The 24,143-nt window shown below is 51.6% G+C and carries 24 protein-coding genes; 6 read left to right on the top strand and 18 right to left on the bottom strand.

Going from position 1 to position 24,143, the window contains the following annotated elements:
- Window positions 1-96 precede the first annotated feature (96 nt).
- The 3 genes from ACX1C1_RS08550 to ACX1C1_RS08540 all read right to left on the bottom strand — a co-directional run bounded on the left by ACX1C1_RS08550 (window position 97) and on the right by ACX1C1_RS08540 (window position 4,489).
- Complete coding sequence (locus ACX1C1_RS08550) at window positions 97-972, bottom strand: carbohydrate ABC transporter permease (RefSeq protein ID WP_458956676.1); 876 nt, start codon at window positions 970-972, stop codon at window positions 97-99.
- Window positions 973-986: 14 nt separating this feature from the next.
- Complete coding sequence (locus ACX1C1_RS08545; protein ID WP_458956675.1) at window positions 987-1,904, bottom strand: ABC transporter permease; 918 nt, start codon at window positions 1,902-1,904, stop codon at window positions 987-989.
- A 272-nt stretch (window positions 1,905-2,176) separates the two neighbouring features.
- Window positions 2,177-4,489, bottom strand: coding sequence for a helix-turn-helix domain-containing protein (locus tag ACX1C1_RS08540; protein WP_458956674.1), 2,313 nt, complete (start codon window positions 4,487-4,489; stop codon window positions 2,177-2,179).
- A 220-nt stretch (window positions 4,490-4,709) separates the two neighbouring features.
- On the opposite strand from ACX1C1_RS08540, the gene ACX1C1_RS08535 reads away from it, so the two are divergent.
- Together ACX1C1_RS08535 and ACX1C1_RS08530 are read left to right on the top strand one after the other, a co-directional pair.
- A complete protein-coding gene (locus ACX1C1_RS08535) occupies window positions 4,710-5,159 on the top strand; it encodes a hypothetical protein (RefSeq protein ID WP_458956673.1) in 450 nt (149 codons plus the stop codon).
- Between the two features lie 95 nt (window positions 5,160-5,254).
- Window positions 5,255-5,449, top strand: coding sequence for a hypothetical protein (locus tag ACX1C1_RS08530; protein WP_458956672.1), 195 nt, complete (start codon window positions 5,255-5,257; stop codon window positions 5,447-5,449).
- 14 nt (window positions 5,450-5,463) lie between these two features.
- On the opposite strand, the gene ACX1C1_RS08525 is transcribed toward ACX1C1_RS08530, so the two are convergent.
- The 9 genes from ACX1C1_RS08525 to murQ all read right to left on the bottom strand — a co-directional run bounded on the left by ACX1C1_RS08525 (window position 5,464) and on the right by murQ (window position 15,130).
- Window positions 5,464-6,651 carry an anhydro-N-acetylmuramic acid kinase gene (locus ACX1C1_RS08525; RefSeq protein ID WP_458956671.1) on the bottom strand — a complete coding sequence of 396 codons (1,188 nt, stop codon included), beginning with the start codon at window positions 6,649-6,651 and terminating at the stop codon, window positions 5,464-5,466.
- A gap of 133 nt (window positions 6,652-6,784) precedes the next feature.
- Window positions 6,785-7,699, bottom strand: coding sequence for an N-acetylglucosamine kinase (locus ACX1C1_RS08520; protein WP_458956670.1), 915 nt, complete (start codon window positions 7,697-7,699; stop codon window positions 6,785-6,787).
- Window positions 7,700-7,898: 199 nt separating this feature from the next.
- The gene (locus ACX1C1_RS08515; protein WP_458956669.1) at window positions 7,899-9,047 is read right to left on the bottom strand and encodes an exo-beta-N-acetylmuramidase NamZ family protein; all 1,149 of its coding nucleotides are present in this window, start codon (window positions 9,045-9,047) and stop codon (window positions 7,899-7,901) included.
- A gap of 37 nt (window positions 9,048-9,084) precedes the next feature.
- Entirely contained in the window at window positions 9,085-9,792 is a 708-nt protein-coding gene (locus ACX1C1_RS08510) for a PIG-L deacetylase family protein (RefSeq protein ID WP_458956668.1), read from the bottom strand.
- A complete protein-coding gene (locus tag ACX1C1_RS08505; protein ID WP_458956667.1) occupies window positions 9,789-10,760 on the bottom strand; it encodes a GNAT family N-acetyltransferase in 972 nt (323 codons plus the stop codon). Before ACX1C1_RS08505 ends, ACX1C1_RS08510 begins: the two co-directional genes overlap by 4 nt.
- Window positions 10,761-10,788: 28 nt before the next feature.
- Window positions 10,789-11,649: a carbohydrate ABC transporter permease gene (locus ACX1C1_RS08500; protein ID WP_458956666.1), complete on the bottom strand. Its 861-nt coding sequence runs from the start codon at window positions 11,647-11,649 to the stop codon at window positions 10,789-10,791.
- 17 nt (window positions 11,650-11,666) lie between these two features.
- Window positions 11,667-12,566, bottom strand: coding sequence for a carbohydrate ABC transporter permease (locus tag ACX1C1_RS08495; protein WP_458956665.1), 900 nt, complete (start codon window positions 12,564-12,566; stop codon window positions 11,667-11,669).
- A gap of 130 nt (window positions 12,567-12,696) precedes the next feature.
- Window positions 12,697-14,142: an ABC transporter substrate-binding protein gene (locus ACX1C1_RS08490; RefSeq protein ID WP_458956664.1), complete on the bottom strand. Its 1,446-nt coding sequence runs from the start codon at window positions 14,140-14,142 to the stop codon at window positions 12,697-12,699.
- Between the two features lie 73 nt (window positions 14,143-14,215).
- The gene (gene murQ, locus ACX1C1_RS08485; protein ID WP_458956663.1) at window positions 14,216-15,130 is read right to left on the bottom strand and encodes an N-acetylmuramic acid 6-phosphate etherase; all 915 of its coding nucleotides are present in this window, start codon (window positions 15,128-15,130) and stop codon (window positions 14,216-14,218) included.
- 498 nt (window positions 15,131-15,628) lie between these two features.
- Between murQ and ACX1C1_RS08480 the strand changes: the two genes are divergently transcribed.
- Together ACX1C1_RS08480 and ACX1C1_RS08475 are read left to right on the top strand one after the other, a co-directional pair.
- Window positions 15,629-15,982, top strand: a complete 354-nt coding sequence (locus tag ACX1C1_RS08480) for a deaminase domain-containing protein (protein ID WP_458956662.1) — start codon at window positions 15,629-15,631, stop codon at window positions 15,980-15,982.
- Between the two features lie 14 nt (window positions 15,983-15,996).
- Window positions 15,997-16,344, top strand: coding sequence for a hypothetical protein (locus ACX1C1_RS08475; protein ID WP_458956661.1), 348 nt, complete (start codon window positions 15,997-15,999; stop codon window positions 16,342-16,344).
- Between the two features lie 139 nt (window positions 16,345-16,483).
- Here the strand turns inward: ACX1C1_RS08475 and ACX1C1_RS08470 are convergent, their stop codons facing one another.
- Window positions 16,484-17,347 carry a MurR/RpiR family transcriptional regulator gene (locus ACX1C1_RS08470; RefSeq protein WP_458956660.1) on the bottom strand — a complete coding sequence of 288 codons (864 nt, stop codon included), beginning with the start codon at window positions 17,345-17,347 and terminating at the stop codon, window positions 16,484-16,486.
- A 325-nt stretch (window positions 17,348-17,672) separates the two neighbouring features.
- On the opposite strand from ACX1C1_RS08470, the gene ACX1C1_RS08465 reads away from it, so the two are divergent.
- Window positions 17,673-18,962 carry a 6-phospho-beta-glucosidase gene (locus ACX1C1_RS08465; RefSeq protein WP_458956659.1) on the top strand — a complete coding sequence of 430 codons (1,290 nt, stop codon included), beginning with the start codon at window positions 17,673-17,675 and terminating at the stop codon, window positions 18,960-18,962.
- 16 nt (window positions 18,963-18,978) lie between these two features.
- On the top strand, window positions 18,979-19,974 hold the full coding sequence (locus tag ACX1C1_RS08460) for an N-acetylglucosamine kinase (protein WP_458956658.1): 996 nt from the start codon (window positions 18,979-18,981) through the stop codon (window positions 19,972-19,974).
- 119 nt (window positions 19,975-20,093) lie between these two features.
- Here the strand turns inward: ACX1C1_RS08460 and ACX1C1_RS08455 are convergent, their stop codons facing one another.
- From ACX1C1_RS08455 to ACX1C1_RS08435, 5 genes are all read right to left on the bottom strand, one after another.
- Entirely contained in the window at window positions 20,094-21,005 is a 912-nt protein-coding gene (locus ACX1C1_RS08455; RefSeq protein ID WP_458957635.1) for an NAD(P)/FAD-dependent oxidoreductase, read from the bottom strand.
- A 184-nt stretch (window positions 21,006-21,189) separates the two neighbouring features.
- The gene (locus ACX1C1_RS08450) at window positions 21,190-21,819 is read right to left on the bottom strand and encodes a flavin reductase family protein (RefSeq protein ID WP_458956657.1); all 630 of its coding nucleotides are present in this window, start codon (window positions 21,817-21,819) and stop codon (window positions 21,190-21,192) included.
- Between the two features lie 5 nt (window positions 21,820-21,824).
- Window positions 21,825-22,439 (bottom strand): alpha/beta hydrolase, encoded by a 615-nt coding sequence (locus ACX1C1_RS08445; RefSeq protein WP_458957634.1) that lies wholly within the window; start codon window positions 22,437-22,439, stop codon window positions 21,825-21,827.
- Between the two features lie 27 nt (window positions 22,440-22,466).
- Window positions 22,467-23,453: a VOC family protein gene (locus ACX1C1_RS08440; RefSeq protein ID WP_458956656.1), complete on the bottom strand. Its 987-nt coding sequence runs from the start codon at window positions 23,451-23,453 to the stop codon at window positions 22,467-22,469.
- Between the two features lie 91 nt (window positions 23,454-23,544).
- Window positions 23,545-24,000: a MarR family winged helix-turn-helix transcriptional regulator gene (locus tag ACX1C1_RS08435; RefSeq protein ID WP_458957633.1), complete on the bottom strand. Its 456-nt coding sequence runs from the start codon at window positions 23,998-24,000 to the stop codon at window positions 23,545-23,547.
- Window positions 24,001-24,143 lie beyond the last annotated feature (143 nt).

Here is a 24,143-nt window from a genome sequence, read left to right as displayed (position 1 = left end):
ATATTGTATAAAGTCTTACGACTTGATACCAGTCGAAGCGCGGTGACTCTGCCCGCGCCATGGCTGCGACCTGCCGAACTAATCCGGCCTGACCTATCAGCCTTTTACAGAACCCAGCATAATGCCCTTCACAAAGAAACGCTGAATAAACGGATATACACAAAGGATGGGCAGCGTTGCAATCATGACGGTTGCAGCTTTAAGCGTCTCCTTCGAATAGGTTGTGGCATGCAGCAATTCCGCCTCGGTGGCAAGCGCATCGCTCCCTTCAATTACGGTTCGTCTGACGAACAATTGCAGCACCTGCTTATCCATATCCTGTATATAAATCATGGCATCGAACCAAGCGTTCCACTGACCGACACCCGCCCATAACGCAATGACCGCTAGCACCGGAAGCGACAATGGAAGCACAATCGAAGCAAAGGTACGCAGCTCGCCTGCTCCGTCTATTTTGGCCGAATCCATAATTTCCTCCGGGATGGACTGGAAGAAGTTGCGCATGATGATCAAATTAAACGCACTCACGGCCCCCGGGAGCACTAACGCCCAAATACTGTTGAGTAGTCCGAGGTTGCGGATCAGAAGGTACATTGGAATCAGACCGCCGCTGAACAGCATGCTGAAGACGTAAAGCTTCATTATGAAGCTGCGATGCGGAAACGATTTGCGCGACAACGGATATGCCGATAATGAGGTGAAGATCAGCACGAGAGCCACGCCAAGGACCGTTCGCATCCCCGTATTCAGGAAAGCTTGAACAATGCCGCTTTGGTTAAACACCTTCTCGTACGATTCCAGCGTCGGCCGCATCGGGAACAGATGGAGTCCGGGCAGCTTGGCGTCAACTGGCGTACTAAGCGACATCGTCAGCGTGTACAGAAATGGATAGAGAGTCAGCAAGGCCAATAAGAGCAGAAGCACGATGTTGAGACTGTCGAAAATTTTCTCACTGCTTGTGCGATGATGCATATCATGCCTCCCTTCTACCAGATGCCCTGGTCTTTATCGTATAACTTGACCAGTCGGTTCGCGATGATAACCAGCAGCAGGCCAAAGGTGGAGCTGAATACCCCTGCAGCCGCGCCAAGCTCGTAATTCATCGTGAGAAGCCGGCGCAAGACGTACGTGTCTAGAATATCGCCGACCTTGGTGGTCGTGGCGGTCATCAGGTTATAAATTTGATCAAAGCCGACGGACAGGAAGTTGCCGATCGACAGCAGCAGCATAATGGTAATGGTAGGCGCAAGCGCTGGCAGCGTAATGTGCCAGATTCTTCTCCAGCGGCTCGCTCCATCTGCAATCGCCGCTTCGTATAAGGTAGGGTCGATGCCCGCCAGCGCCGCGAAATATACAATGGAGCCCCAGCCTACGCTTTGCCAAATATCCGTCGACACGATAATGCCGTAGAAGTAGGAAGGCTCGATTAACCAACTGACGGGCTCGAAGCCTAGATAGCCGAGAATTCGGTTGAAGCCTCCGTCGCGCCCAAGAAAGGTGAAAAGGATACCGCCGAGAATGACCCAAGAGAAAAAATGCGGTAAATAAGTGATCGTCTGAAAACTTCGCCTAAGCCAGCCCAGTCTGACCTCGTTCAACATAATCGCGAGTATGATGGGAGCTGGAAAAACAAACGCGTACTTCAGCAAGGCGATGATGACCGTATTTCGCAAGGCATCGGTAAAGCCCTCACCCGCAAACAAATAATTAAAATGCTTGAAACCCGCCCATGGACTTCCCATAATGCCCTCTAGTATTTTGAAGTCCTTGAAGGCAATCAGGATGCCGTACATCGGCACATACTGGAATAACAGGAACAGCAGAAATCCTGGCAAAAACATGAGAATCAAATATTTATTAGACGCATAGGAACGAAGCGTTGCATTGATTCGACGATGTCCCACCTTCTCACCCCTTACGCAAATGAATTTCGGCAGCAGGTCCGTTGCCTGAATCCAATGTATCCCGGAGCGGCGTTTCGTATCTATTCACACTTTTTGAAATGTGGAATTATGCCTTCCAGCTGTAGCTTTCGAGGCAAGGAAAAAGATGTTCATGTATCCGTAATGCACGAATTAAAGCGGATTTCGTAATCCTCAGACAGCACTTCGCTCCGCCATTGAGCATGAAAAAACCTTCGGCGCCGCGCAGCCGCGATTCCGAAGGTTACATTCATTTATTCTGTTGTTGCATTCTCGCGGTATTCTCCCGGCGTCATGCCCAGCTTCTTCTTGAACACGCGGAACATCTGCTGCACACTCGTGTAACCGATGGCGTCCGCAACCTGCTGCATGGTGAGCTCCGTCTCGACGAGCAGCTCCTGTGCTTTCTCTAACCGGATGCGCGTCACGTAATCGATGAAGGTTTCGCCGAGCTCCTCCTTAAACAGCTTGCTCAAGTAAGAAACGCTAATTCCCATTTCATCCGCCGCCATCTGCAGGGACAGATCGGAGGCATATCGCGCGCGGATCAATTCGACGGTTTGCCGGACCATCGTATCCGTCTTGCGCCGTTTGACAGAATCCATATAAAGCAAGGTCGGGGACAGCAGCTTCTCGCGGAACCATTCGTCGATCTGACGAATCGATTCCATCCGGAAGAAAGCTTCATAAGGATTGTAGCCGAACACGGCAACGATATCCTCCTCGTATTCTTGCACTAACCGAATAACAGCGACCAGCAACTGCAAATAAAACGTCTTCGCCATAGAGACGGAGGCAAACTCCCCCTCCAGCTTAGCCCTGAATTCCTTCAGGCTTCGTTCAGCAAGGACGGCATCCCTGACTCTGAGCGCGTTTAACAGATCCTGCTCCTCCGCTCCGGGATATTGCACCAGTTTCTCCGCCACAAGTGTCATATCGGTATAAGGCAGCACCTCGTCATACGCATGGGCCAGATTCATTTGCAGCGCCTGGAGCGCTTCCCTATAGGAATAGGTCAGGTCATGAGCCGAATCTACCATCGTACCTAAGCCGATCGTAATCGTTTGCTTCAGAATTTGTTTGACGACCGAGCGGAGCTTATCCGCCAACTGCACCGGCAGCTGATCCGCCGCGAGATCGCCAGGACAATTGACGATTATGACCGCATGCCTGTCTGTAATGATCGTCTCGATGTGGAAGGGCGGGTCTTCCCGCTGCTGCAGCTTGCTCAGCTCTGTTCCGATGTTCGATACCGCGAATAGAAACAGCTCTCGCTCTTTGCGGAACGAGCTGCTCTCCGAATCATCCATCTGGGCAATCATGACGCTTAGCTTGTCGTAAGGGAACATCTCGCTTTTGTCGATTTCCCTTGCCAGCCGGGATACGTCAACGGCGTTGCCGTGCAGCAGGGCGTTCAGATAATGCGATCGCAGCAAGGTGAGATGGATATCGCGTTTATTCTGCCCTTCCTTAACCGCAGCGAGCAAACGATTGATCCCTTCCTGCACCTCCATAATTGCGTCTCCTTGCGGCAGCTGGGGCCCCGGCGACTTACTCGATACCGTAATCCGTTCCAGCAGGGAGCGGATACTACGCTGAAACTTACTGTGCGTGAAATAAGCGGAATAGACGGCTAATAGGCACAAAATAACCGTGATGACGATAATAATCCGCTTGAACTCCTCCACTTGCTGCCGAGGTACATTAGCCGGCACTGCGATAGCGTACTTCCAGCCGTTGTTCTCGGATTGCAGCACGGAGAGAAAGTGATCGCCTACCCGGCTCGTCCGCACTCCATCTTGTGTCATTTGTTCCATCTCGCGAAGAAATACTTGCGTCTGGCCATCCTCCGCCTGATGATCCGGCATTCTGGCAACCAGCTGCCCCTCATTATTCGTCACGATAAACTCTCCGTCTGCATTAAGCGGAAACCTGGAAATTGTTCGATCGAGAAAATCGGGCTTCATATTCACAACAATAACGGCTTTCGGTTGATTGTAAAGCATGGGTAGTATACGAATATGCGACAACGTCGATATCGTCTGGCCGTTCAGGCTTGACAGCTCGCGGAGACCCAACCACTTCTGCGTTTCCCTGGACTCTATCATCGCTTCGGCATCGTCTAACCAGGATACGTCTCGGAACACCCGCGTTTCATGAACCTTGGTTACCAAATCATGACTAATAAGCATCTCCTGCCCGATGTGATAGAAGTAAATGGAGTGAATCGTATCGGTCACGTTTTTGATCTGGGATAGACGATCCCGGACCTCATTGGTGGGCGGGAACGCACCGAGCGTTACCTCATTTTTGACGTTCATTACCTCGATGATGTTAGCCTGCAACGCGAGCTGATTGGACATCTGCTCAATATTAAGCATATTGGACTCTACTTGATAACGAACCTGGGACAGGCTTTCCATGGACGAGCGATGAATTTCTTGCTGCACGATCCGTGAGCCCATGTAATAGGTCAACGTACCGAACAAGATGACCGGAATGATCGACAGCAGCAGGGTATTTGTAATCCATTTCGATTTTTTGAATGTTAAAGGAAGGCCCCTCATTCGCATAGTCCCCCTATGTCGTTTCACTTCCCTCCATCATGACATACTGAGCATTACGATTCTATTAACATTTTAGTTTTAACTCCTGAATGCCTAGCTCATCAGCTCTTTTTTGGGGTTCTTAATAATTCCCTTCCGATTAAAAGACAACTTTCCGTCACTCTCTTGCGTAATATATGTATTGGAATTGGAATATTCAGGGATGAAGAGGTGCTGCAGGATGAGATCCACTGCGAGGGTATCCATATTCATGATCTTCTTTTGCTTAGTTTCGGTGCTGCCCGTATTTGCCGATTGGGCTTCCAGTATCGTCGTTCACGATGGCAGCTCATATACAGTGACGGAAATGACGATTACCGAGGATCGGATTGGGCCCGAAGTCGGCAAAGTCACGAAGTATTCGGACATGGAAGGGACATACAGGGGCAACTTCTCCAACACGTTCCCAAAAGGGACGCCTTATTACGCCATTCTAGATACCAGCAAAGACGAGGCTATCGCGATTCTCACGTCCGACGGCAGGTACATATTGGCGGTCTATAATGGGGTGTACCCGAAAGTGCCGCTCTGGACGTCGGCGTATTTTTGGATCGGGGTGGGCGCAGTCGTATTGGGATTCATGTTCATAAGTGTGTGGCTGGCGAACCGCAAGAAGAGGGAAGGTCGCTAAGTTAGATGCGTTGATCGTAATAAGAATAAGCATTGCTGTAATTGCATGGTTTGTCTCGGCGCAACGTTCGATTATTGGGGAGAAGAGGTGTAATCATGGAAGCGTTTTTTACGATATCTGCTGTCTTGCTGATGCCGCTGTATGCATTCGGGTTTATCATGTTTGCAGCTGGATTATTGTACAACCTGAAGAAGGATGAGCAGATATCCGGCTACGCGATAGCAGCCGGTATCTGTTTCGCCCTTATGATGTGGACGATCAGCGCTACTCTGTTTGTCAGAGGAGGCTAAATTTCGATTAAACTTTACGGCAATGCCAGCTTACCCATGATTGTAGGTCTGGACGCGCCGGTCGCCGCCGGAATGTTGTTGCTGATGCCTCTTAGGAAATCGTTGCCGAGCAGGGCAAAAATAACGGCTTCCTTCGCATCATCCGCCAGTCCGAGCTCGCTGGAAGTTAAGATTCGTTGCTCCGGCAGAAGCTCTCGAAGCTGACCGAGCAACGTTAGATTGTGCGCACCTCCGCCGCTGACAATGACTTCGTCTATGCGGCACCGCGGCATAACGAAACGAAGGCAGGCATCGGCGATCGAGCGTGCCGTGAAAGCCGTAGCGGTCGCCACGATGTCGGCGCTTGTTAGTCCGCGCTCCTGCGCTCGTGTTAGAAATTCGGCTGTATATGAAGCGCCGAACAATTCGCGACCCGTAGATTTCGGTGGAAGCTGGCCGAAATACGGATGCGCCAGTATACTTGCGAGCAGTTCCTCATTCGCTTCTCCCTCAGCGGCCCATGCGCCGTCCGCGTCGTAACTAAGTCGTCCATCACTAAGCGTATGCACGACTTGATCGATAATCATGTTGCCTGGTCCGGTATCGAACGCAAAGAGATCGTTAGCGCTCGCTCCTGCCGGAAGCGCCGTGCAGTTGCCGATGCCGCCGATGTTTTGGAGTAATCTCCCCTTCGATGGGTGTCCGAATAGGATCAAGTCGCCATAAGGAACCAGCGGTGCTCCTTGCCCGCCGACGGCCATGTCCGCGGGACGGAAATCGCCGATCGTCAAGCAGCCCGTCAGCTTCGCGATAACGGACAAATCCCCGATCTGCAGCGTCGAACGCGCGAGGAATGGATCACTTGGCGTTGCCTCTGGCATATGCCATACCGTCTGGCCATGCGAGCTAACAAAAGCTATTTGGTTCATTTCGAGCCCCGCCTCCCGCACCGCTTCAAGAGTCGCCTCAGCAAAACGTTCGGCAATGTACACGTTCATCCCGGCGAGCTTGGCAACATCCGAAGTAGCAGGGTCGCAAAGCTCCTTTAACCGCACTTTCAGCGCATGATCATAAGGACGGCTATAATAGTGGACCAGTTGCACCTGTGACTCCAGCCCGCTGCCTTCGATCCGCACAACCGCCGCATCCACCCCATCAAGCGACGTTCCCGACATCAACCCTACCGCATACACGTAGGGCTTCTCTTGCGTCCATTGAAACATACCGTCTCCCCCGTTTAGTTCGCAATATCGACTATAGCTTGCAATACGTGCTTCAAGTTACTTCCGCGCTACAGGCACAATGGCGTGCTTATCCCGCCATTTCTCTGCCTGCTCCCAAGCTTTAGCGCATCCTCTACAGCTTGGTCATCGCGAGCAGCATTGCACCATAGGCAGCGTTTCGCCGAGCATCGATGCACCTCAGCCGAGGATGGCGAGCCGACATGCCGTTCTCGAACGCCGCGCGCACCGCCTTGCTCTGCAGCAGCACGCTGCCAAGCAGAGCAAGCTCGCCGCCGTCCGTAAGGCCAAGCTGCTCCGCAACCGCGGACGCCGTCTCGACAAGAGCGAGCGCGTTCCGCTCCGCGATGCGCAAAGCGACGGTGTCGCCGGCTTCGCAAGCTACTGAGAGCAGCGGTGCGAGCGCGGCAATGTCGGCTTTGTTGCGCTCCTTGTCATAGACGAAGCCGACAATCTCGTGCACGGTTGACACTCCAAGCTGCGCATACACCAGCTCTGTTACCACAGTCGGCGCCTCGCGTCCATCCGACGAGCGGACGACAGCGGACAGCAGATCACGACCGATACTGTAGCCGCTTCCCTCATCGTCGATCAGGTGACCAAAGCCCCCGGCGCGATGCACCGTATCATCTCCGTTGCGACCATAAGCGATAGAGCCGGTACCAGCGATCAAGATCATGCCATGCGGCCCTTCGTGAGCGCCCCACAGTGCCGTCTCATGGTCGCCTACCAGCACCAGCTCGCCTGCGAAGCCGCCTTGCCTCAGTCCGTCATTTAGACGTCCGCTAACGGTCGGGTTACTGATCCCTGCCGCTCCGACCGCCATCACCGCGCATGCCTTGAGCCCGCCTTCGCAGCAAGCAGCGATCTCCTCACAGATCTGCAGCAGCGTCGAACGCACACTGATCTCGTCTTGCCCATTCAGATTCAATGGACCCGCCACAAACGTGTGGACGATTGCTCCGCCTTCTTCGGCCACCGTTACCGCTGTTTTTGTTCCGCCGCCGTCCAAGCCAGCTACATAACGCATCTTCGCCAACCTCCAGTATTTATTTGCAAGGTGAAACGGCCACGCCATCCTTTGGCGGCGGGGCGCGTTTCACCCACTACAAAGAAAGCACCCGCCTGCCAGCCGCGATTACCCTGCCAGACTTCGGTCTCCCTCCATCTTAGCGAGTATCACGGGCAGCAAGCCCGGTGCTTCTTCTTCGTGCGCGTACGCATGATACTTAATACAGATGGAACTCCTGCTTCCGTTCCTCGAACGCCGCGCTTTCTTCTGCAAACCTGCCCAGCAGATCACGAAGCTCGCCATCAAACTCGCGTACACCGGCTTCTCCGCACAGCAAGTCCATAAAGGGCCTTCCGCCTTCCCGAACCGGCGGTATAAACGCAAATTCCGGATACATCCCCTTGATCGTATAAAGCATCGTCAATCCAAGCTCGACAGGTCTCAGAACCGCTTCGTCCAGCACATGAACAAATACGCCGCGACACAATTCCCCTTGATGCTTGGAGAACGTTGGCTTAAAGTAAGTAGGCCTGAAATGTACCCCCGGCAACCGTTTCCCGTTCAGCTCTGATGCTAACCGATCAGCATCTACGAAAGGCGCGCCGATAATCTCAAAAGGCGCAGTCGTACCGCGACCCTCCGACATATTGGTCCCTTCGAACAAACAGGTGCCCGGATATAACAACGCAGTCTCTATACGCGGAATCCCCATAGACGGCGCCACCCAGACGCGGCCGCTAGCCGAGAAGCTCATCGTCCGCTCCCAGCCTTCGCAAGGAACGACGTGGAGTTCGGCACCGAGTCCTCTCTCCACATTCGCCATCGTCGCTACTTCTCCAGCCGTCAGCCCGTAACGTATCGCTAACGGATAGTTCCCGACGAACGATTCGAACCCTGGTTTGAGCACGTTGCCTTCGACCTTTACCCCACCAAGCGGATTAGGGCGATCCAATACAACAAACGGCTTGCCCGCCGCCGCACAATCCTCAAGCGCATATAACATCGTATAAATAAACGTATAATAACGCGTTCCGATATCCTGAATATCGTATACAATCATATCAACAGCTTCGAGCATCTCCGGCGTCAATCGCTTGGAATCCTTGCGATACAAGCTATACACGGGCACGCCAGTCGCTTCATCCACGTACGTATCCACTTGCGCCCCTGCCGCAAGATCACCCCTGACCCCATGCTCAGGTGAAAATAATGCCGCAAGCTCGAACTTCTCGTGCATCATATCAATGGTCGAACGGAAATCCGCCCCCAGTCCTGTAGGCGCTGTAATCAGTCCAATCCGTTTCCCGCGAAACAGCTCCTGGTAACCGTCGATACGATCAATGCCGACTTGTACACGTTGCATCATGATGATCCTCCTTGTCCAGCAGTCTTCTATCGCAGCTCTACAGCTCCGATTGACGAAGGCGCATCGTTTCTGGCGGGATCATGAATGTCTCCGCATATTCCTTGCGCGCTTCCAGACCGCGCACGCGAGCCAGCGACTTATAGTAATCCATGTAGTTGAACGACTTGCTGCCTGTTACGAACCAGTGCGTCGACAGCGCCTCGATCCACAGATCGAACGCCTCCTGATTAAAGTCCACGTACACGTAAGGCACGTAGTCGACGGCATCTTCCCAATTTTCCCCGTAATAGAGCTTAGCTGCAAAATGGGCTGGGTGCTCGCGTTCCATCGCGCGCAAGCCCGCGAAGAATCTGGCGTCGTTTACGATGCGATGCGTCGTGGCGTGATCCTTGTGCATACTATTGCAGTGATGCGTGATAATAATATTGGGCTTCACTTCACGAATAACATCGCACACGCGCAGACGAATCTCTTGATCATCCGGCACCTCGCCGTCAGGGATGTCGAACACTCGCGCTTCGCCGCCTAACATGCCTGCAAAGGTGTGAGCCTCGCGAATCTTCTGAGCCTTGTATTCGTTGACATCCTGCCAGTCGGGTACGCCACGTTCGCCGGCCGTCAGCGCGAGCGTCGCGATTTTGTCGCCTTTGAGATAATGGCTTGCAAGCACGCCTCCCGCTACGAGTTCTACGTCTCCAACATGCGCGCCAATTCCTAATATCGTAATCAGTTGTCTTTCGCTCATTGTCCAAGCTCCCTTCTCATCGTGGCGAATGTTCTCGCCGTTCTGAACCCTGCCCGCTCATAGATACGCAGAGCAGGGTTGTTGCTGCCTGTATATAGAGACATATAATCCGTGCCTATCGCTTGAAACGCCTCGCAAAGTCGGAAGAACAGACTAGAACCGAGACCATGTCCCTCATGTTCCTTCTCTACACCGATCCCTGCAAAATACCCTCGACCGTTTGCCTGCCGCACAACTGGTCCCGCGAATCCTACCGCGCGTCCATGCAGCGCAGCCACAACAACCGGCGTACCGTCAGCAAGGCTTTGGCCGATCTCTTTCTTCCATAGCGGATTGCCGAGCGCCTCAAGCATCTCATGCACGCCGCTGTGCTTTGCGGCATCCAGCATCTCGACCCTGTAGCCGAGCGCATTCGCCTTCTCTTCCTTGGCGACGATACTCTCTGGCACTTCGAAGCTTCCTAGCGGCAAATACATCGCGCACTGAATCGCGCGTTCAACATAACCAAGACGCTTCAGCGTCTCGTGCAGCAGGCTGCCTGTCGGCACCCCAGGTGCATTGTTATGCTCATGACGCGGGGTATCCGGAACGTACCAAGGCAGCTGCATCGGATTAAAGAATAGCGTGTCCGCCTGTTTCTTGCCCAGCTCGACAAATCTCGCCTCCATTGCCCGAACAAGCACATCTGCCGTGGCCTCATCACGATAATCTTCTGCAAGCAACAGACAGGTTAGATAACCAGCAATATCGCCGAGCGGAAGATCATTTCCCGTACAGCCGCATGCAAACCCTACAACCCGATTACTCTCCAGCCATACGAACGTGCATAACGGATCGAAATACGTATTCCCTGTCATAATAGCCGCGAAGGATTGCGCAGACATCTCCTTGTAACCATCCTGCACAGCGACATCATTCCATAAAGCGATGACTTCGTCTGTATAGCTGTCATTCCAAGTTGTAATCATGTGGCTCCTCCCTTACGCTAGCCTATAATTAACCTTTGACCGCACCAACCGTAACCCCTTCAAGGAAGTATCGTTGCAGGCTGAAGAATAGGATAAACATCGGAACCGCCGAGATCGTAGCACCCGCCATCATCGGCGCGAAATACGTCGTGTTGGCAAAACGGAAGTTTTTCAGGCCTACTTGAATCGTCTGCATATCCATCGAATTCGTAACGAGGAACGGCCAGAAGAATGTGTTCCACGACTCCATGAACGTCAGAATAGCCATTACCGCCATTACCGTCTTGGAGAGCGGCATAATGATTTTCGTGAAGATCTGGAATTGATTACAGCCTTCGACCTTAGCCGACTCCAGAATTTCTTTCGGGATCGAGCCCATGAACTGTTTGGCAAGGAAGATGTTGTACACCGTTACCAACGTTGGCAGTATCAGCGCTTCGTACGTGTTCTGAATTTCGAATATGTTGACGATCAGAATGTACAGCGGTACTTGCGTCACTTGATAAGGAATCATCATCGCTGCAAGCAGCACGGCGAACAAGACGTTGCGTCCGCGGAACTGGATCTTCGCGAATGCGTATCCTGCCATCGTAGCAAATACGACGTTAGAGATCATAATCACCACTGCAACGATAAGCGAGTTCAGAATCCAGCGGTACGAATACTCACTGAATGCGAAGAAAAATTTATAAGATTCTAACGAAAATTTACTTGGCCAGATCGAGTAGCTGACTGCTCCTGCCTCCACGGGATCACCGAAGGACGACATGATCATGAAGTAGATCGGGAATATCGTCGCCAAGGCGAACAGAAGAAGGAGGGTGACCAGTATCGTATTGCGGGTATATCTTGCTGTGCGGTTGCCCAGATGGTTGTTAAATAAAGCCATTGATAGTCCTCCTTCTCTTAATATTCCACGTCTTTGCCCAGAAACTTGAACTGGAGAAACGCGATAATGCCGATAATAGCTGCAAGCACGAGCGATTGCGCCGCCGCTTTGCCGAATTCGAAATATTTGAACGCCGTATCAAAGATCAGCAAGCCGACCATAGTAGTTGCATGGTCCGGACCGCCGCCCGTCATCAAATATGCGTTCTGGAATACCTGGAACGAACCGATTACGCCGGTCACGAGCAGGAACAACGTCGTTGGCTTCAGGCATGGCAATACAATGTGCCACATCTTCTGCCAGAACGTCGCACCGTCGATAGACGCCGCTTCGTAATAACTTTCGTCGATGCCTAGCAACGCCGCAACATAGATAATGATGCTCGTACCGTGGCTGGACAGCCAGGACATAAGCACGAGTGAGAACATCGAAGTCGCGCTCGTGCCGAGCCAGTTCTGGCTCGGAATGCCGAACATGCCGATAAATTGATTCAAGATTCCTCCTGGCAGCGGATCATAGATCCACAACCATACAACCGACAACGCGACGCCGGAGGCAACCGCGGGCAAGTAGTAGACAGCCTTGAAGGTAGTCTGCGCCCATTTCTTAAGGGGCATAATCATGATGGCGACTGCAAAAGAAATAAGTAGCGCAACCGGGACCGTCAGCACGGTATAAAGAAGCGTGTTCCAAAGCGCTTTCCAGAACAAGTCGCTGCTGAAGATACCCGAGTAATTGTCGAAGCCAATGAATTCCGACTTTAATGGGCTGTATTGTTGAAAGCTGATGAGCAATGCGCTCAGCACCGGATAGGCCGTAAACAAGGCATAGACGACTAGAGCAACAGCGATAAACGCATAAGCCCAGGCTCCGTCTCCGCGATTAAGTCGATTCTTGATGTTTGATGCACGAGCCATACTGGTAGACTCCTTTCCCCTGCCACAATCCATTTAAGTATTCCTTTTAAGTACTACATTCCGATAGCTATCATAGAAGTCGGATAGCCGCCCCGGGTGACAGAGCGGCTATCCGAGTGCTTACATTGTCTTAATCTTGCACGACTCCGTCTGCGCCAAAGGCATCAATTGCACCCTTCTTCACAGCGTCATACATGTCTTGCGGAGTAATTTCACCAGCAAGCAGAGCTTGCAGCTTAGGAATTACAACTTCATTTTCCAGCTTGATCGCTTTCGCGCCCAGCTCTACAGGGATGTCAGGACGGGCAGGAGCTGCGTGCTCCAGCATTTTGTCTACAGCCGCGATATTGTCAGGGTTGCGAGTCGACTCCATGTTTGCTGCTGCTTCACGAGCGCTTTTCGTAATATGCGCTGCGAACAGATCGTTATTCGTTGTAGCAGCAACTTGACCGCTGGACAAGAAGTTAGCCGCTTTTACGATATTTGCTTTATGCTCGTCAGTTGGGTCCTTTTTGCCACGGAAAGCTACGTAGCCATCAACAACTGCATGGGATACCGGCTCTTGACCTGCGAAGGATGGAAGCGGCAAAGCAATATAATCCACTTTGATGCTGCCTTCAACCGCGCTGCCGTCTTTGGCATCGATCTTCGCGTTATTTTTGTTAGCGGAGTTCTCGAATACGGCAAGGCCTTTGCCTGTGATCATCGTCTGGCCTGTCAGGAACATGTTCCAACGTTTGCCTGCGTCAACCGCGCTCAGTTCTTTCGGCATAGAGCCGTCGTCGATCAGCTCACGCACTGCATTCAGAACAGTCAGATAGTTTTTGCTTGTGTACGCATATTTAAGATCAGTCGTGAATGGGGATGGCATACCCGCATTTTTAACCAAGATGCTCAGATAATCCTTGGAAGCTACGCCCGCTGTCGCGAATACAAAGCCGTAACGGGACGTTTTGTCTCCATCCTTAACTACGCCTTTCTTGATTGCTTCGCGGAACTCTTCATACGTCCAGCCTTCTTGCTGTACTTTCTTCCAGTCGATGCCCGCTTCCTCCAGCATCTGTTTGTTGCCGCCGATCGAGTGAACTTCCATGTAAGCCGGCAAGCCATACAGGCCTTCGCCATTCTTCATGTAAGCAAGTGCTGCTTCGTCGTAGTCGGCGATGATTTCATCGCTTACCAGATCCTTGATATCAAGCAGCATGCCTAGTTGTGCATACTTGGAGATGCCGTCGGAGCCGATGAAAGCCAGATCCGGAGGGCTGCCTGCATTCACTTGCGTGTCGAGCTTTTGCGTCATATCTTCCCAGCTCGCTGGTTCGATTTTCAAAGTTAGGTTCGGATAAAGCTTGTTGAAATCAGCTTCCATTTGCTTGAAGTTCTCTTGATACGTAGGCGATACCGGTGGCAACAGAGCGGTAATGGTGTCTTTCGCTTCGGAAGCGCCACCATCCGTCGTGTTTGTCGGGCTTGGCGTGCTGTTATTGTCGTTGTTGCCGGAGCCACACGCGGTCAACGCACCCATGGATAACGTAAGAGCAAGCACTGATGCAGCAATCTTTGTTTTACTAGTCATGCTTAAGATCCTCCCTTAATTTGAAATTCTATTTATACGACGCCGCCAAGTCGATCTAACTAGATCTAACTACTTAGATCACCTTGGAGCAGGCACGTATTGCCTTTTTAAGGTTGCCTCCGGATTCCGTCAGCACCTGCTTTGCTTCTATTGCGCCAAGCCCGGACTTGATCATCATGATCGCCAGCTTGCTGTCGAGAGACGCTTCACGCAAATGTTTCTCCGCTATGGCTTCATCGACGCCTGTAGCTGTCTGGATGATGCGCAAGGAACGGTCAAATAGCTTTTTGTTGCTGGCCTTGAGATCGACCATCAAATTGTTGTAGGTCTTGCCTAGCTTTACCATTGTGCTAGTCGTCAGCATGTTCAGTACAAGCTTCTGTGCCGTCCCCGACTTTAATCGAGTTGATCCTGCAATAACCTCTGGACCGACAACAGGCGCGATCGTAATATCTGCCGCTTCTGCCAGCTTCGTACCCTTGTTATTGACGACTCCGATCGTTACAGCACCAATCTCTCTTGCTCTGCGAAGCGCTTCGATAACAAACGCCGCGCTGCCGCTCGCTGAGATCCCGATGACTGCGTCTTTGTTCGTCACGCCGATACGATCGACTAAAGCCCTTCCTTCGTCCCCGTCGTCCTCACAGCCTTCGACCGGAATACGAAGCGCTTGATCGCCGCCGGCAATATAACCTTGTACGAGTGACGGATCCACACCGAATGTCGGCAAACACTCCGATGCATCAAGCACGCCTAGTCTTCCCGAGGTGCCTGCTCCGATGTAGAACATTCTCCCGCCCGTTGAAAGCGACTTGTAAAGCGCTTCCACGGCAAGCGTGATTGCAGGAATTTCCGCTTGTACCGCTCCCGGCACCTTCGCATCTTCCTCGTTCATAAGCGCAAGCATCTGTTCCGTGCTTAGCTCATCGATCATCGCCGTATCGGGATTGATCCCCTCCGTTGTTAAGCTTGCAAGATAGTCATTCATTGTGTGATTCCCCTTACGTGATCCTGATTGGGCAGGAAGCCGCCCATGCGATCGATTTCCGTCCTGATGTTTTACCTGATGTTGCGATGCACATGTTCTCTTGCATGACTCTATATTAAGAATTTATTTCAGAACCGTCAATAGATTTTGAAATAAATTTTTAAGATGAAATAAAACATTGGCATATTAAATCATGGTTTGTGCGAATTGCACAAACGCTGTCGAACCAGCAGCGGCGGAGGTTTTTGCCTATTTTCGATGGAAAGCGCATACAGTGTGATCGCATGAAAATTGGAAAAAGGAATAAGCTGCGAAAGTCGAATCACCCCTTTGCCAGTTGTTTCGGAGTAAAATGCCACAATCATCCCTAAAGGTTAGGTTGAGCTATATCCATGGAAAAAATACGCGAGAAATCAAAGCCCAACAATTTGAAAAATATGACAACCATGGTATGATAGACGAGATAGACCATCATGCTAGAAGAGGCTGGATACGGAAGTGAGAGAGAGAAAGTACCGGACAAGTGAGTGGGGTATACTTCTAAAAGCAAAAGCAGATGAGTTAAGACGTGATATTACCCTGTACGAAGATTTATTAGGGAGCGCAATTACAAAAGCATTATCCTATAGTGGTAATGTCGCTGTTGCTTTTTATGATATAGATGGTCAAAGCGGATATCTGTACAGCCATAGCCAAGTCAATTATCCGACTCATAAAATTGCTAGTTTAGATTTGTTTGTACTAGTTAATGAAAACAGGGTATTTGAAACCCTAATTGTTGACTCTGATGGAACGATAGGCGAAGGATTTGATAGATTTACAGATTCCGAGTCGAAAAAGCATACTCGTTAAAGGAGGTCCTTCATATGCCAAGTTCAGTTGAAATATTAGATGCTATGGAAATAGCTGAAGTATTATATTTTCAATTTCGTAATGACGAAAAGAGTAATGCAGCCGTCGCTACTAGTCGTGTTATAGAGGAATTAAGAGATATGTTTTACAATGATGAAATTATTTATAAAGCAGCCATTCTAACGCAACTATCCATACTGAATAGAGATGACATAGCGGTCTCCAGGTATTTAAACAAATTTTTGGACACTCCAACTTATAATAGAATCCTTAATCAACTCTTTCAATTGCCCGAAGAAGGATATGTCCGAATGATAGATCGCACCGTTAAGAAGGTGCATAGTATAAGCGCTTTGGGTTAAGGATCAATTACGAATGGACAAATGATCGTCAAAAACAAGAAAAACCCTCATCGCGTAAGGGTTTTTCTTGTTTTTGATTCTGTTGTCAACTTGTCGATAATTTCAACTCGATAAAGAAACGACACTTCATCTTTGCGCTTTATCGTCTACGTTTATTCGTAATAATGCTCCTGCTCTTGGATAAGTACTTCTTCACCTGCTGATAATCTGCGCTTGCCACCCCGGCAAACAGCATATCGATGATCGTAAGCATGGCAATACGCGAACCCATTGCGCCGCTGCGGATGGAGATTTCGGGTGTGGAGATACTTAGAAGCGAATCAGCCTTCTCGGAGAGCTCGCTTTTGCTGTATCGGGTAATAGCAACGATGTGAGCGCCATTTTTCTTCGCGAGGTCCATAGCATCCAATATTTCTACCGTATCCCCGGAGTTGGAGATAAAGATAGCGACATCATCCTTGGACAATAAGGAGGCCGCGGTCAACTGGCTATGCCCATCCGTAAACGCATGGCAAAACTTGTTGATACGCGTGAACTTCTGTTCGGCATCCTGTGCCACCAAGCCGGAAGCCCCAATGCCAAAAAACATCAGACGTTTGCTCGTCTGAAGCGCCTTAATCGCACGAGCGACGGCCGCAGGATCGAGCACGCTTATCGTGTCTTCGATAGATCGTACATTGTTGCGTCCGATATTGGCGATAATGGTGTTTAAGTCGTCGCCAGGCTGAATATCGCTATATTGTTCGCCGCTCTCTTCGTCCATGGATCCAAGTGACGCCGAGATGCTGACAATGAAACTGCGATAACCGTTATACCCCATGGTCTTGCAGAAGCGCAGGACGGAGGCGTCGCTTGTTCGACTGCCCTGTGCCAGACTTTTGATCGATAAGTGCGGGATTTCTTCCTTATTCGCGAGGATATACTCGGCCACCAGCCGTTCGACTGGCGTGAGACTGTCCTTCCTGTCACGAATTTTAATCAATACGTTATCATTAATCGCCATATGACGTTACCTGCCGTTTCGTAGGTTTTATCGGCACTAAGAAGTCGGAATGAACGCATGCAGTCGCCATTTGACGCGCAGCCGCGTTACCTTATGTGGTTAAATAGTATACGCATTCCTGCTAATTTACAAGTGTTTGCATCGGATATGTGGACTTTTTTCCATTCGATCCAATTATAAAATAATATTTCAAATATTTTTATCATTTTGATATAAAAATTGCAACAATTATTGTTGAACTTTCTCTCCCTATGCTATAATCGGTATCAATTGACGGACATATACGCCATCATATTTGATCATAAAAGAGCAAAGGATGAGGGACATGGGAACAGGATTGAAAATCGCGATTATCGGCGCAGGCAGCACGTATACGCCTGAGTTGATGGAGGGTATTATCAAACGGAAGGGCAGCCTGCCACTGGTTGAACTCGCCCTGATGGACATCGATGAGCGCAAGCTCGACATCGTCGGAGGTCTGTGCGAGCGTATGGTGCAAGCTGCGGGGATGGACTGTAAGGTAGTGTGCACGATGGAGCTCGACGAAGCCTTGACTGGCGCCAGCTTTGTGCTTGGTCAGATCCGTGTCGGCAAGCTCCCTGCTCGCGTGCTGGATGAGAAGATTCCACTGCAGTACGATCTTATCGGACAAGAAACATGCGGTATCGGCGGCTTCTTCAAGGCTATGCGCACCATTCCTGTTATGCTCGACATTGCGAGACGGATGGAGCAGCTCTGCCCGGACGCTTGGCTGATCAATTTCTCCAATCCGGCAGGCATCATCACAGAAGCCATCTTGAACCATACGAATGTCAAGATGCTCGGACTTTGCAACGTTCCATATAATATGTACAAGAGCATTCGCGAAACGTTGGAGCTCCCGAATGCCGAGCTGACCTACGTCGGACTTAACCATTTGAGCTGGATTACAGAGATCCGTCAAGATGGAAAGGATTATCTGAAGGAAGCGCTCGACATGGGGCTGAACAGTGAATCTATGAAAAACATCCCTTCAAGCGGCTTCTCAAAGGAGCTCGTTCAGCTCGTTGGCGCGATCCCTTCCTCCTATATGGAATATTATTATTTCAAGGACAAGAAACTGAAGCTCCTTAAGGAAAGCGAGCAATCCCGCGGAGAAAAGTGTATGGACATCGAGGAGGAGCTGCTTGGCATCTACTCGAACGCGGAGCTTCATGAGAAGCCAGAGCTGCTGGCATCACGCGGCGGAGCGAACTACTCCGAGGTTGCGATCAGCCTTGTCGACGCTATCTACAATGATAAGCAAGAAGTACATGTCGTCAATCTGCTTAATGGCGGCGCACTTGATTTCATGGAAAACAATGACTCCGTCGAAGTTGCGGCCGTTATTGGCAAGGATGGCGCCAAGCCGCTTGTCATCGAAGGTTTCGACAATCGCCATATCATCGATTACATGCGGATGATCAAGGCGTATGAACGAGAGACTGTCGCCGCTGCGGTACAAGGCAGCGAAGAAGCGGCTATGCGGGCGCTTATGATGAACCCGCTCGTCGGCGATTACAATACGGCGCTAGCCTGCTTCCGCGAGTTGAAGGAAGCGCACAAGGATTATTTGCCCCAATTCACTAACGCGTAAGGAGCTGGATGAAGTCATGAGCAGGTACGTCATTGGCGTCGACGGCGGCAACAGCAAGACGGACTATTATCTATTCGACCTGGAAGGGACGTTCGTGGATCACATCCGATCCGGCACATGCAGCCACGAACAATTCCCGGAGGGTTACGCCAAGGCGTTCAGTGTAATGAATGAACAACTAACGGCTTTGTTACAACGGAATGGCTTGACCATGGCGGATATCGCCGCTGGCGCATTCGGACTGGCTGGCGCAGACATTCCTTCGCAGAAGTCACAGCTAAGCGACGTTATCGAGCGGCTAGGTTTTGCCCAATACGCCATGGACAACGACTCGTTCCTTGGTATCAAAGCAGGAACGGCCAAGGGTTACGGCATCTGCTCCATTAACGGCTCTGGCGTCTGCACAGGCGGCATTTCCCCTAGCGGAAGACGCCTTCAGGTCGGCGGTGTAGGCAGCGAACTGGCAGGTGACGAGGGCGGCGGCTTCTACTTAACGCGCCGCGTACTCCGTGCCGTCTATGACAGCTTCTACCGCTTGGGACCAGAGACAGCGATGACAGAACCCGTTATGACCTTAATTGGCGCCACGTCCAAAGAAACATTCATGGATCGCGGCCTCGAGGGATTGGTTGCCCGGAGTTTGCCCTACACGGAGATCGTCACAACGCTGCTAACAGCAGCGGAGCAAGGCGATCCGGTCGCATGGAGCATCGTTGACCATTCCGCCCGGCAGCTTGCCTATTCTACAGTGGGCTGCATCGGACATCTCGACTTCCACGATGATGAGCCCGTTGACGTAATCATGGCCGGTTCCGTATGGGCGAAGGCGGCTTCGCCAGTGATGCGCGAGTGCTACAAAACATATGTAACAGAGATGACGGGACGTGCGTGTACGTTTATTTTGCTGCAAGAGCCTCCTGCAGCCGGCGCAGTGTTATGGGCGCTCGAGCTGGCTCTCGGCGCTCCCGTAGATGCCGCGCTAAGAGCCAAAGTCATCGGCACTGTCAGCTGATGTATTGAAACAGTTGCAACACAAGCAGGGACTGCCCTACAAGTCATTCGGGATGACTTGCGGAGCAGTCCGTTTGGCGTTCTTACAACTTCTAAGTTTCGACCTGCAGCAACCGTCGTTCAAACGTGGAAATCTTCTCTCACCAGATCCGTATTGATACCAATTGCCGCGCGACTGCCTTCACCAGCCGCCATAGCCGTCTGGGAAGGAGCAATTACCACCGTATCGCCTGCCGCATAGACTCCCGAGATGTTCGTTCGCCCCATGCCATCCGTTATGATACCTCCCTTCTCGCTCATTGCGCATCCAAGCTGTTCGCCGAACGGCGATGCTTGCCGCCAATACGGCGAGAGGAAACCGCCTGTACGGAAGGACTCACTCCCATCCTCGAAACGTACGGCTCTAAGCTGCCCATTGGCTCCAAGCAATCCGGCAATTCGGCGCTGCGAAACCGCAACCCCTCTGCTTGCTAGTGCTCGACACTCATCGTTGCTCAGCGACCTCGACTGCCCGTTGGTGCATACCAGCAGGTCTCGGCTCCACTGATAAGCAAGCCGCGCCAACGAGAACGCGTCGGAGCCTTCTGCAATAACGACCAATGGCTGATCACGCAGCTCCCAGCCATCGCAATACGGACAATTAAACAAGCTGCGCCCATACAAAGAAGACGCACCCGGAATATCGGGAAGCGTCTCCTTAAGACCCGTTGCAAGGAGCAGCTTCCTCGCCCGATACAGGGCTCCGGCGCCGTCACGGAGCAAGAAACCTCCCCCTGCAAACGGCGACACGGTCCCCATTCGTCGGTTGATCTGGTGGACGCCGCGATATCGAGCGACCTCCTCCTTCGCTATTCTCCTCAGCTCCTGCGGCGAAACGCCATCCCGTGTCAGAAAGCCATGCGTATGTCTCGTTACCGCATTACGCGGCTTATCATCATCAAATATAAGCACACTACGTCTGGCTCTGCCAAGCACAAGCGCCGCGCTCAAACCTGCAGGACCGCCGCCAATAATTGCGCACTCTGCATCCATCGCCATCTCTGCCCTCCACAATCCAGCTGGCGTTAACGATACGCCGATCTCTTATATATATCGCCTGCCTGCCGCCGACATGCTCGGAATGTAGGTGTAAGCTACAGAAGACAAGGTAAGAGAGCGGATTCGCGGGGAGCGAGCGTTACATACCGTCCTGCAGACGAAATGCTAAGCCTTCTAGTCAGGTCGGGCGAATGAGCGTGAAACGTTCGCCAAGCGCGGCGTAATCGTCACCTGCCAAACGACTGACCGGCTTTAAGGCATCCGGATCGATCTTGCCATCCCGGTAAATCCGCTCGTCGACATGGAAACGAACAACTCGGCCAATCAACAGATCCGTTGACGGCACGCCTTCACCTTGCGCATCCAAGGTGCCGCCAAGCTCGATCGCTTGTTCCAACACGCACTCGAGTCGGAACGCCGCTTCCGCCACACCAGGGACGGCTATACCTTCACTTGGGATCCTGGTCAGTCCCGCCAGTTCCACCTCGCTGACATCTGATGCAACCGGTGCAGCGGCCGCATTCAACGCTTCGATATATCTTTCATCCGCGACATGGGCTACGAATTCCCTGCGAGCGATCGCATTGCGCGCTGTGTCCTTCTGCACGCCGCCGGTCTTGCGCTGGACCGACACGGCAATCATCGGCGGATCCGACGACACGATATTGAAGAAGCTGAAGGGAGCACCGTTTAGGACACCATCCTCCGACAACGTCGTAACGAACGCGATTGGCCTTGGGATAATACCGCCTATAAGCAGCTTGTAGTTATCCTTCGTGCTTTGAGAAGCCGGATCGATCGATATCATGACCATCACCCTTTCGCGAACGTTTGTTTGAACCAGTCAGCAGCGGCATGTGCTTCCGCACTGGTCAGTTGATGGCCGAATCGATCCCATCTCACTTCCAGATCGGCACCAGCGCCTTGAAGCAATCCATCCAGCTCACGCGTCTCGGATGGCGCACAGATGGGATCATTTTCACCCGCCGCGATAAACACCGGAATACCTGTTAGATCTGGAAGCTTGAGACCGCGTATCGGAACCATAGGGTGATGCAAGATGGCTCCCTTTAGCGAATGCTCATAGTGGAACAACAGGCTGCCAGCTATATTCGCCCCATTGGAGTACCCTACCGCTACAATATTGTTGCGATCAAATCCGTATTCGGCGGCGGCAGCATCTAAGAATTGGTGGAGCTCATGCGTACGGAAAACCAGATCCTCCAAATCGAATACACCTTCGGCCAATCTCCGGAAGAAACGCGGCATTCCGTTTTCGAGAACTTTGCCGCGGACGCTTAAGATGGACGATCCGGGGGAGATCAGCTCCCCAAGTCCCAGCAGATCCTTTTCGGTGCCGCCCGTGCCGTGGAGTAGGAGCAGAACCGGGGCCGTTTCGTCCTTGCCCTTTATAAACAGATGCAGCATATTCAACGTATCGTTACTCATGACGACTCACACCCCTTCCAGTTCGCGCACTTCAAATGGTGTCAGCAACGCTTCGATTTCGCCGCGATGTTGCTCGTACCATTCTGGCAGCATCAGTTTCTCGCCCAAATGTTCGACTTCTTCGTCCCGTGCGAAGCCCGGAGGATCCGTAGCGATCTCGAACAGGATTCCGCCTTCCTCTCTGAAGTACAGCGCGTTAAAATATTGTCTATCCACGATCGGCGTCGGCTGATAGCCGCTAGCCGCTACGTGATTTCGCCAGAGCGCATGCTCCGCATCATCTTTGGCTCTCCAAGCGATATGATGAACAGTGCCATGTCCGCCATGACCTTGCGCCATCGCTGTAGCATTCACATCGATGATGTTGCCGAGATCGCCGAACGAGCGGTAGCGTACATAACCGGCGTCTTGGCCTACTTTCGTCAAACCCATCACGTTTTCGAGCAGGCTGCCAGTCGAATCCGGCGCTCCGCTGAACAATACCGCCCCGCCAAACCCTTTGATGGCTTTGTCTGCTGGCACACCGCCGAACGACCATTCGCTGTTTGCCCCATCAGCACGGGCCACAATCTCACCGCGCAGTCCATCCGGATCGCGGAAGCCTAAATATTGTTCGCCAAATCGCTCCGACTCTTGCACTTCTACACCGAGTCTGGCAAGGCGTTCGCGCCAGAATCCGAAAGCCTCTTCCGGAACGACATACGTCGTGATGCCGACTTGACCGCCGCCGATGACCCCTTTGCGCGAATCTTTCCATGGGAAGAACGTAATGATCGTGCCTGGGCTGCCAACTTGATCGCCAAAGTACAGATGGTAAACTTCAGGAGCGTCGAAGTTGATCGTTTTTTTGACCAATCGAAGTCCAAGAATGCCCGCATAGAAGTCCGCTGTCACTTGTGGATCCCTTACAAAAGCCGTAATGTGATGAATGCCTGCCGTTTGAGTTTGTGATTCGTTCGCCGCCGATTGACCTTGTCTGCTCAGTTCTGTCATGGTTATCAAACTCCTTTGTATTAGTTGGTATTTGTGTATCTTAATATTAAGATATGTGTTGGCTTGAAGCAGTCCTTTCAGCCATGTGCGACTACTTGAAGGACTGCTGAGCGAACTTGCCTAACTTCTTAAGCAGAGTACTTGCTAATGCCTGTTCTTCGGCAGTTAATCCGCCTGTTGCTTCTTCAATGCATATCGTATGCGCCGGGAACACCTCTTCGATAAAGCGGCTTCCTTCGTCAGTAATTTCGCCATAGATTAAGCGTCGATCTTCTTTGGATGCGCGCCTGCGACACAGCCCTTTTTTCTCCAGCTTGTCGATAACGTAGGTAATGTTGCCGCTGCTCATAAGTACCTTTCCGCCGATTTGTTGAAGCGGCTGCGGCCCACGATGATACAGCATCTCCAGCACACCGAACTCGGTCCGATTCAATCCATGACTACGAATATCTCGATCGGTATGCGCATTGATCCACTGGCTGGCTCTCGATAGCGCGATGTAGAGGTCCAGAGAGACATTCGATTTCACAGCATCCTTGTTGTTCATCTCGTTTGGTTCGCTCAATTGTTGTTCGTTGCCATCCATCTTATCTGCTCCTTTCCTTCAAAATCAATTATCTTAAATTAAAGATATCAGAATAGAGATGCCATGTCAACACCTTTGCACCGCCCAATTTACTACGATATTCG

The organism is Paenibacillus sp. strain BS8-2, assembly GCF_054483835.1.
Note: the sequence above shows the minus strand (reverse complement) of the source record. Positions and strands in the feature narration are given on the sequence as shown.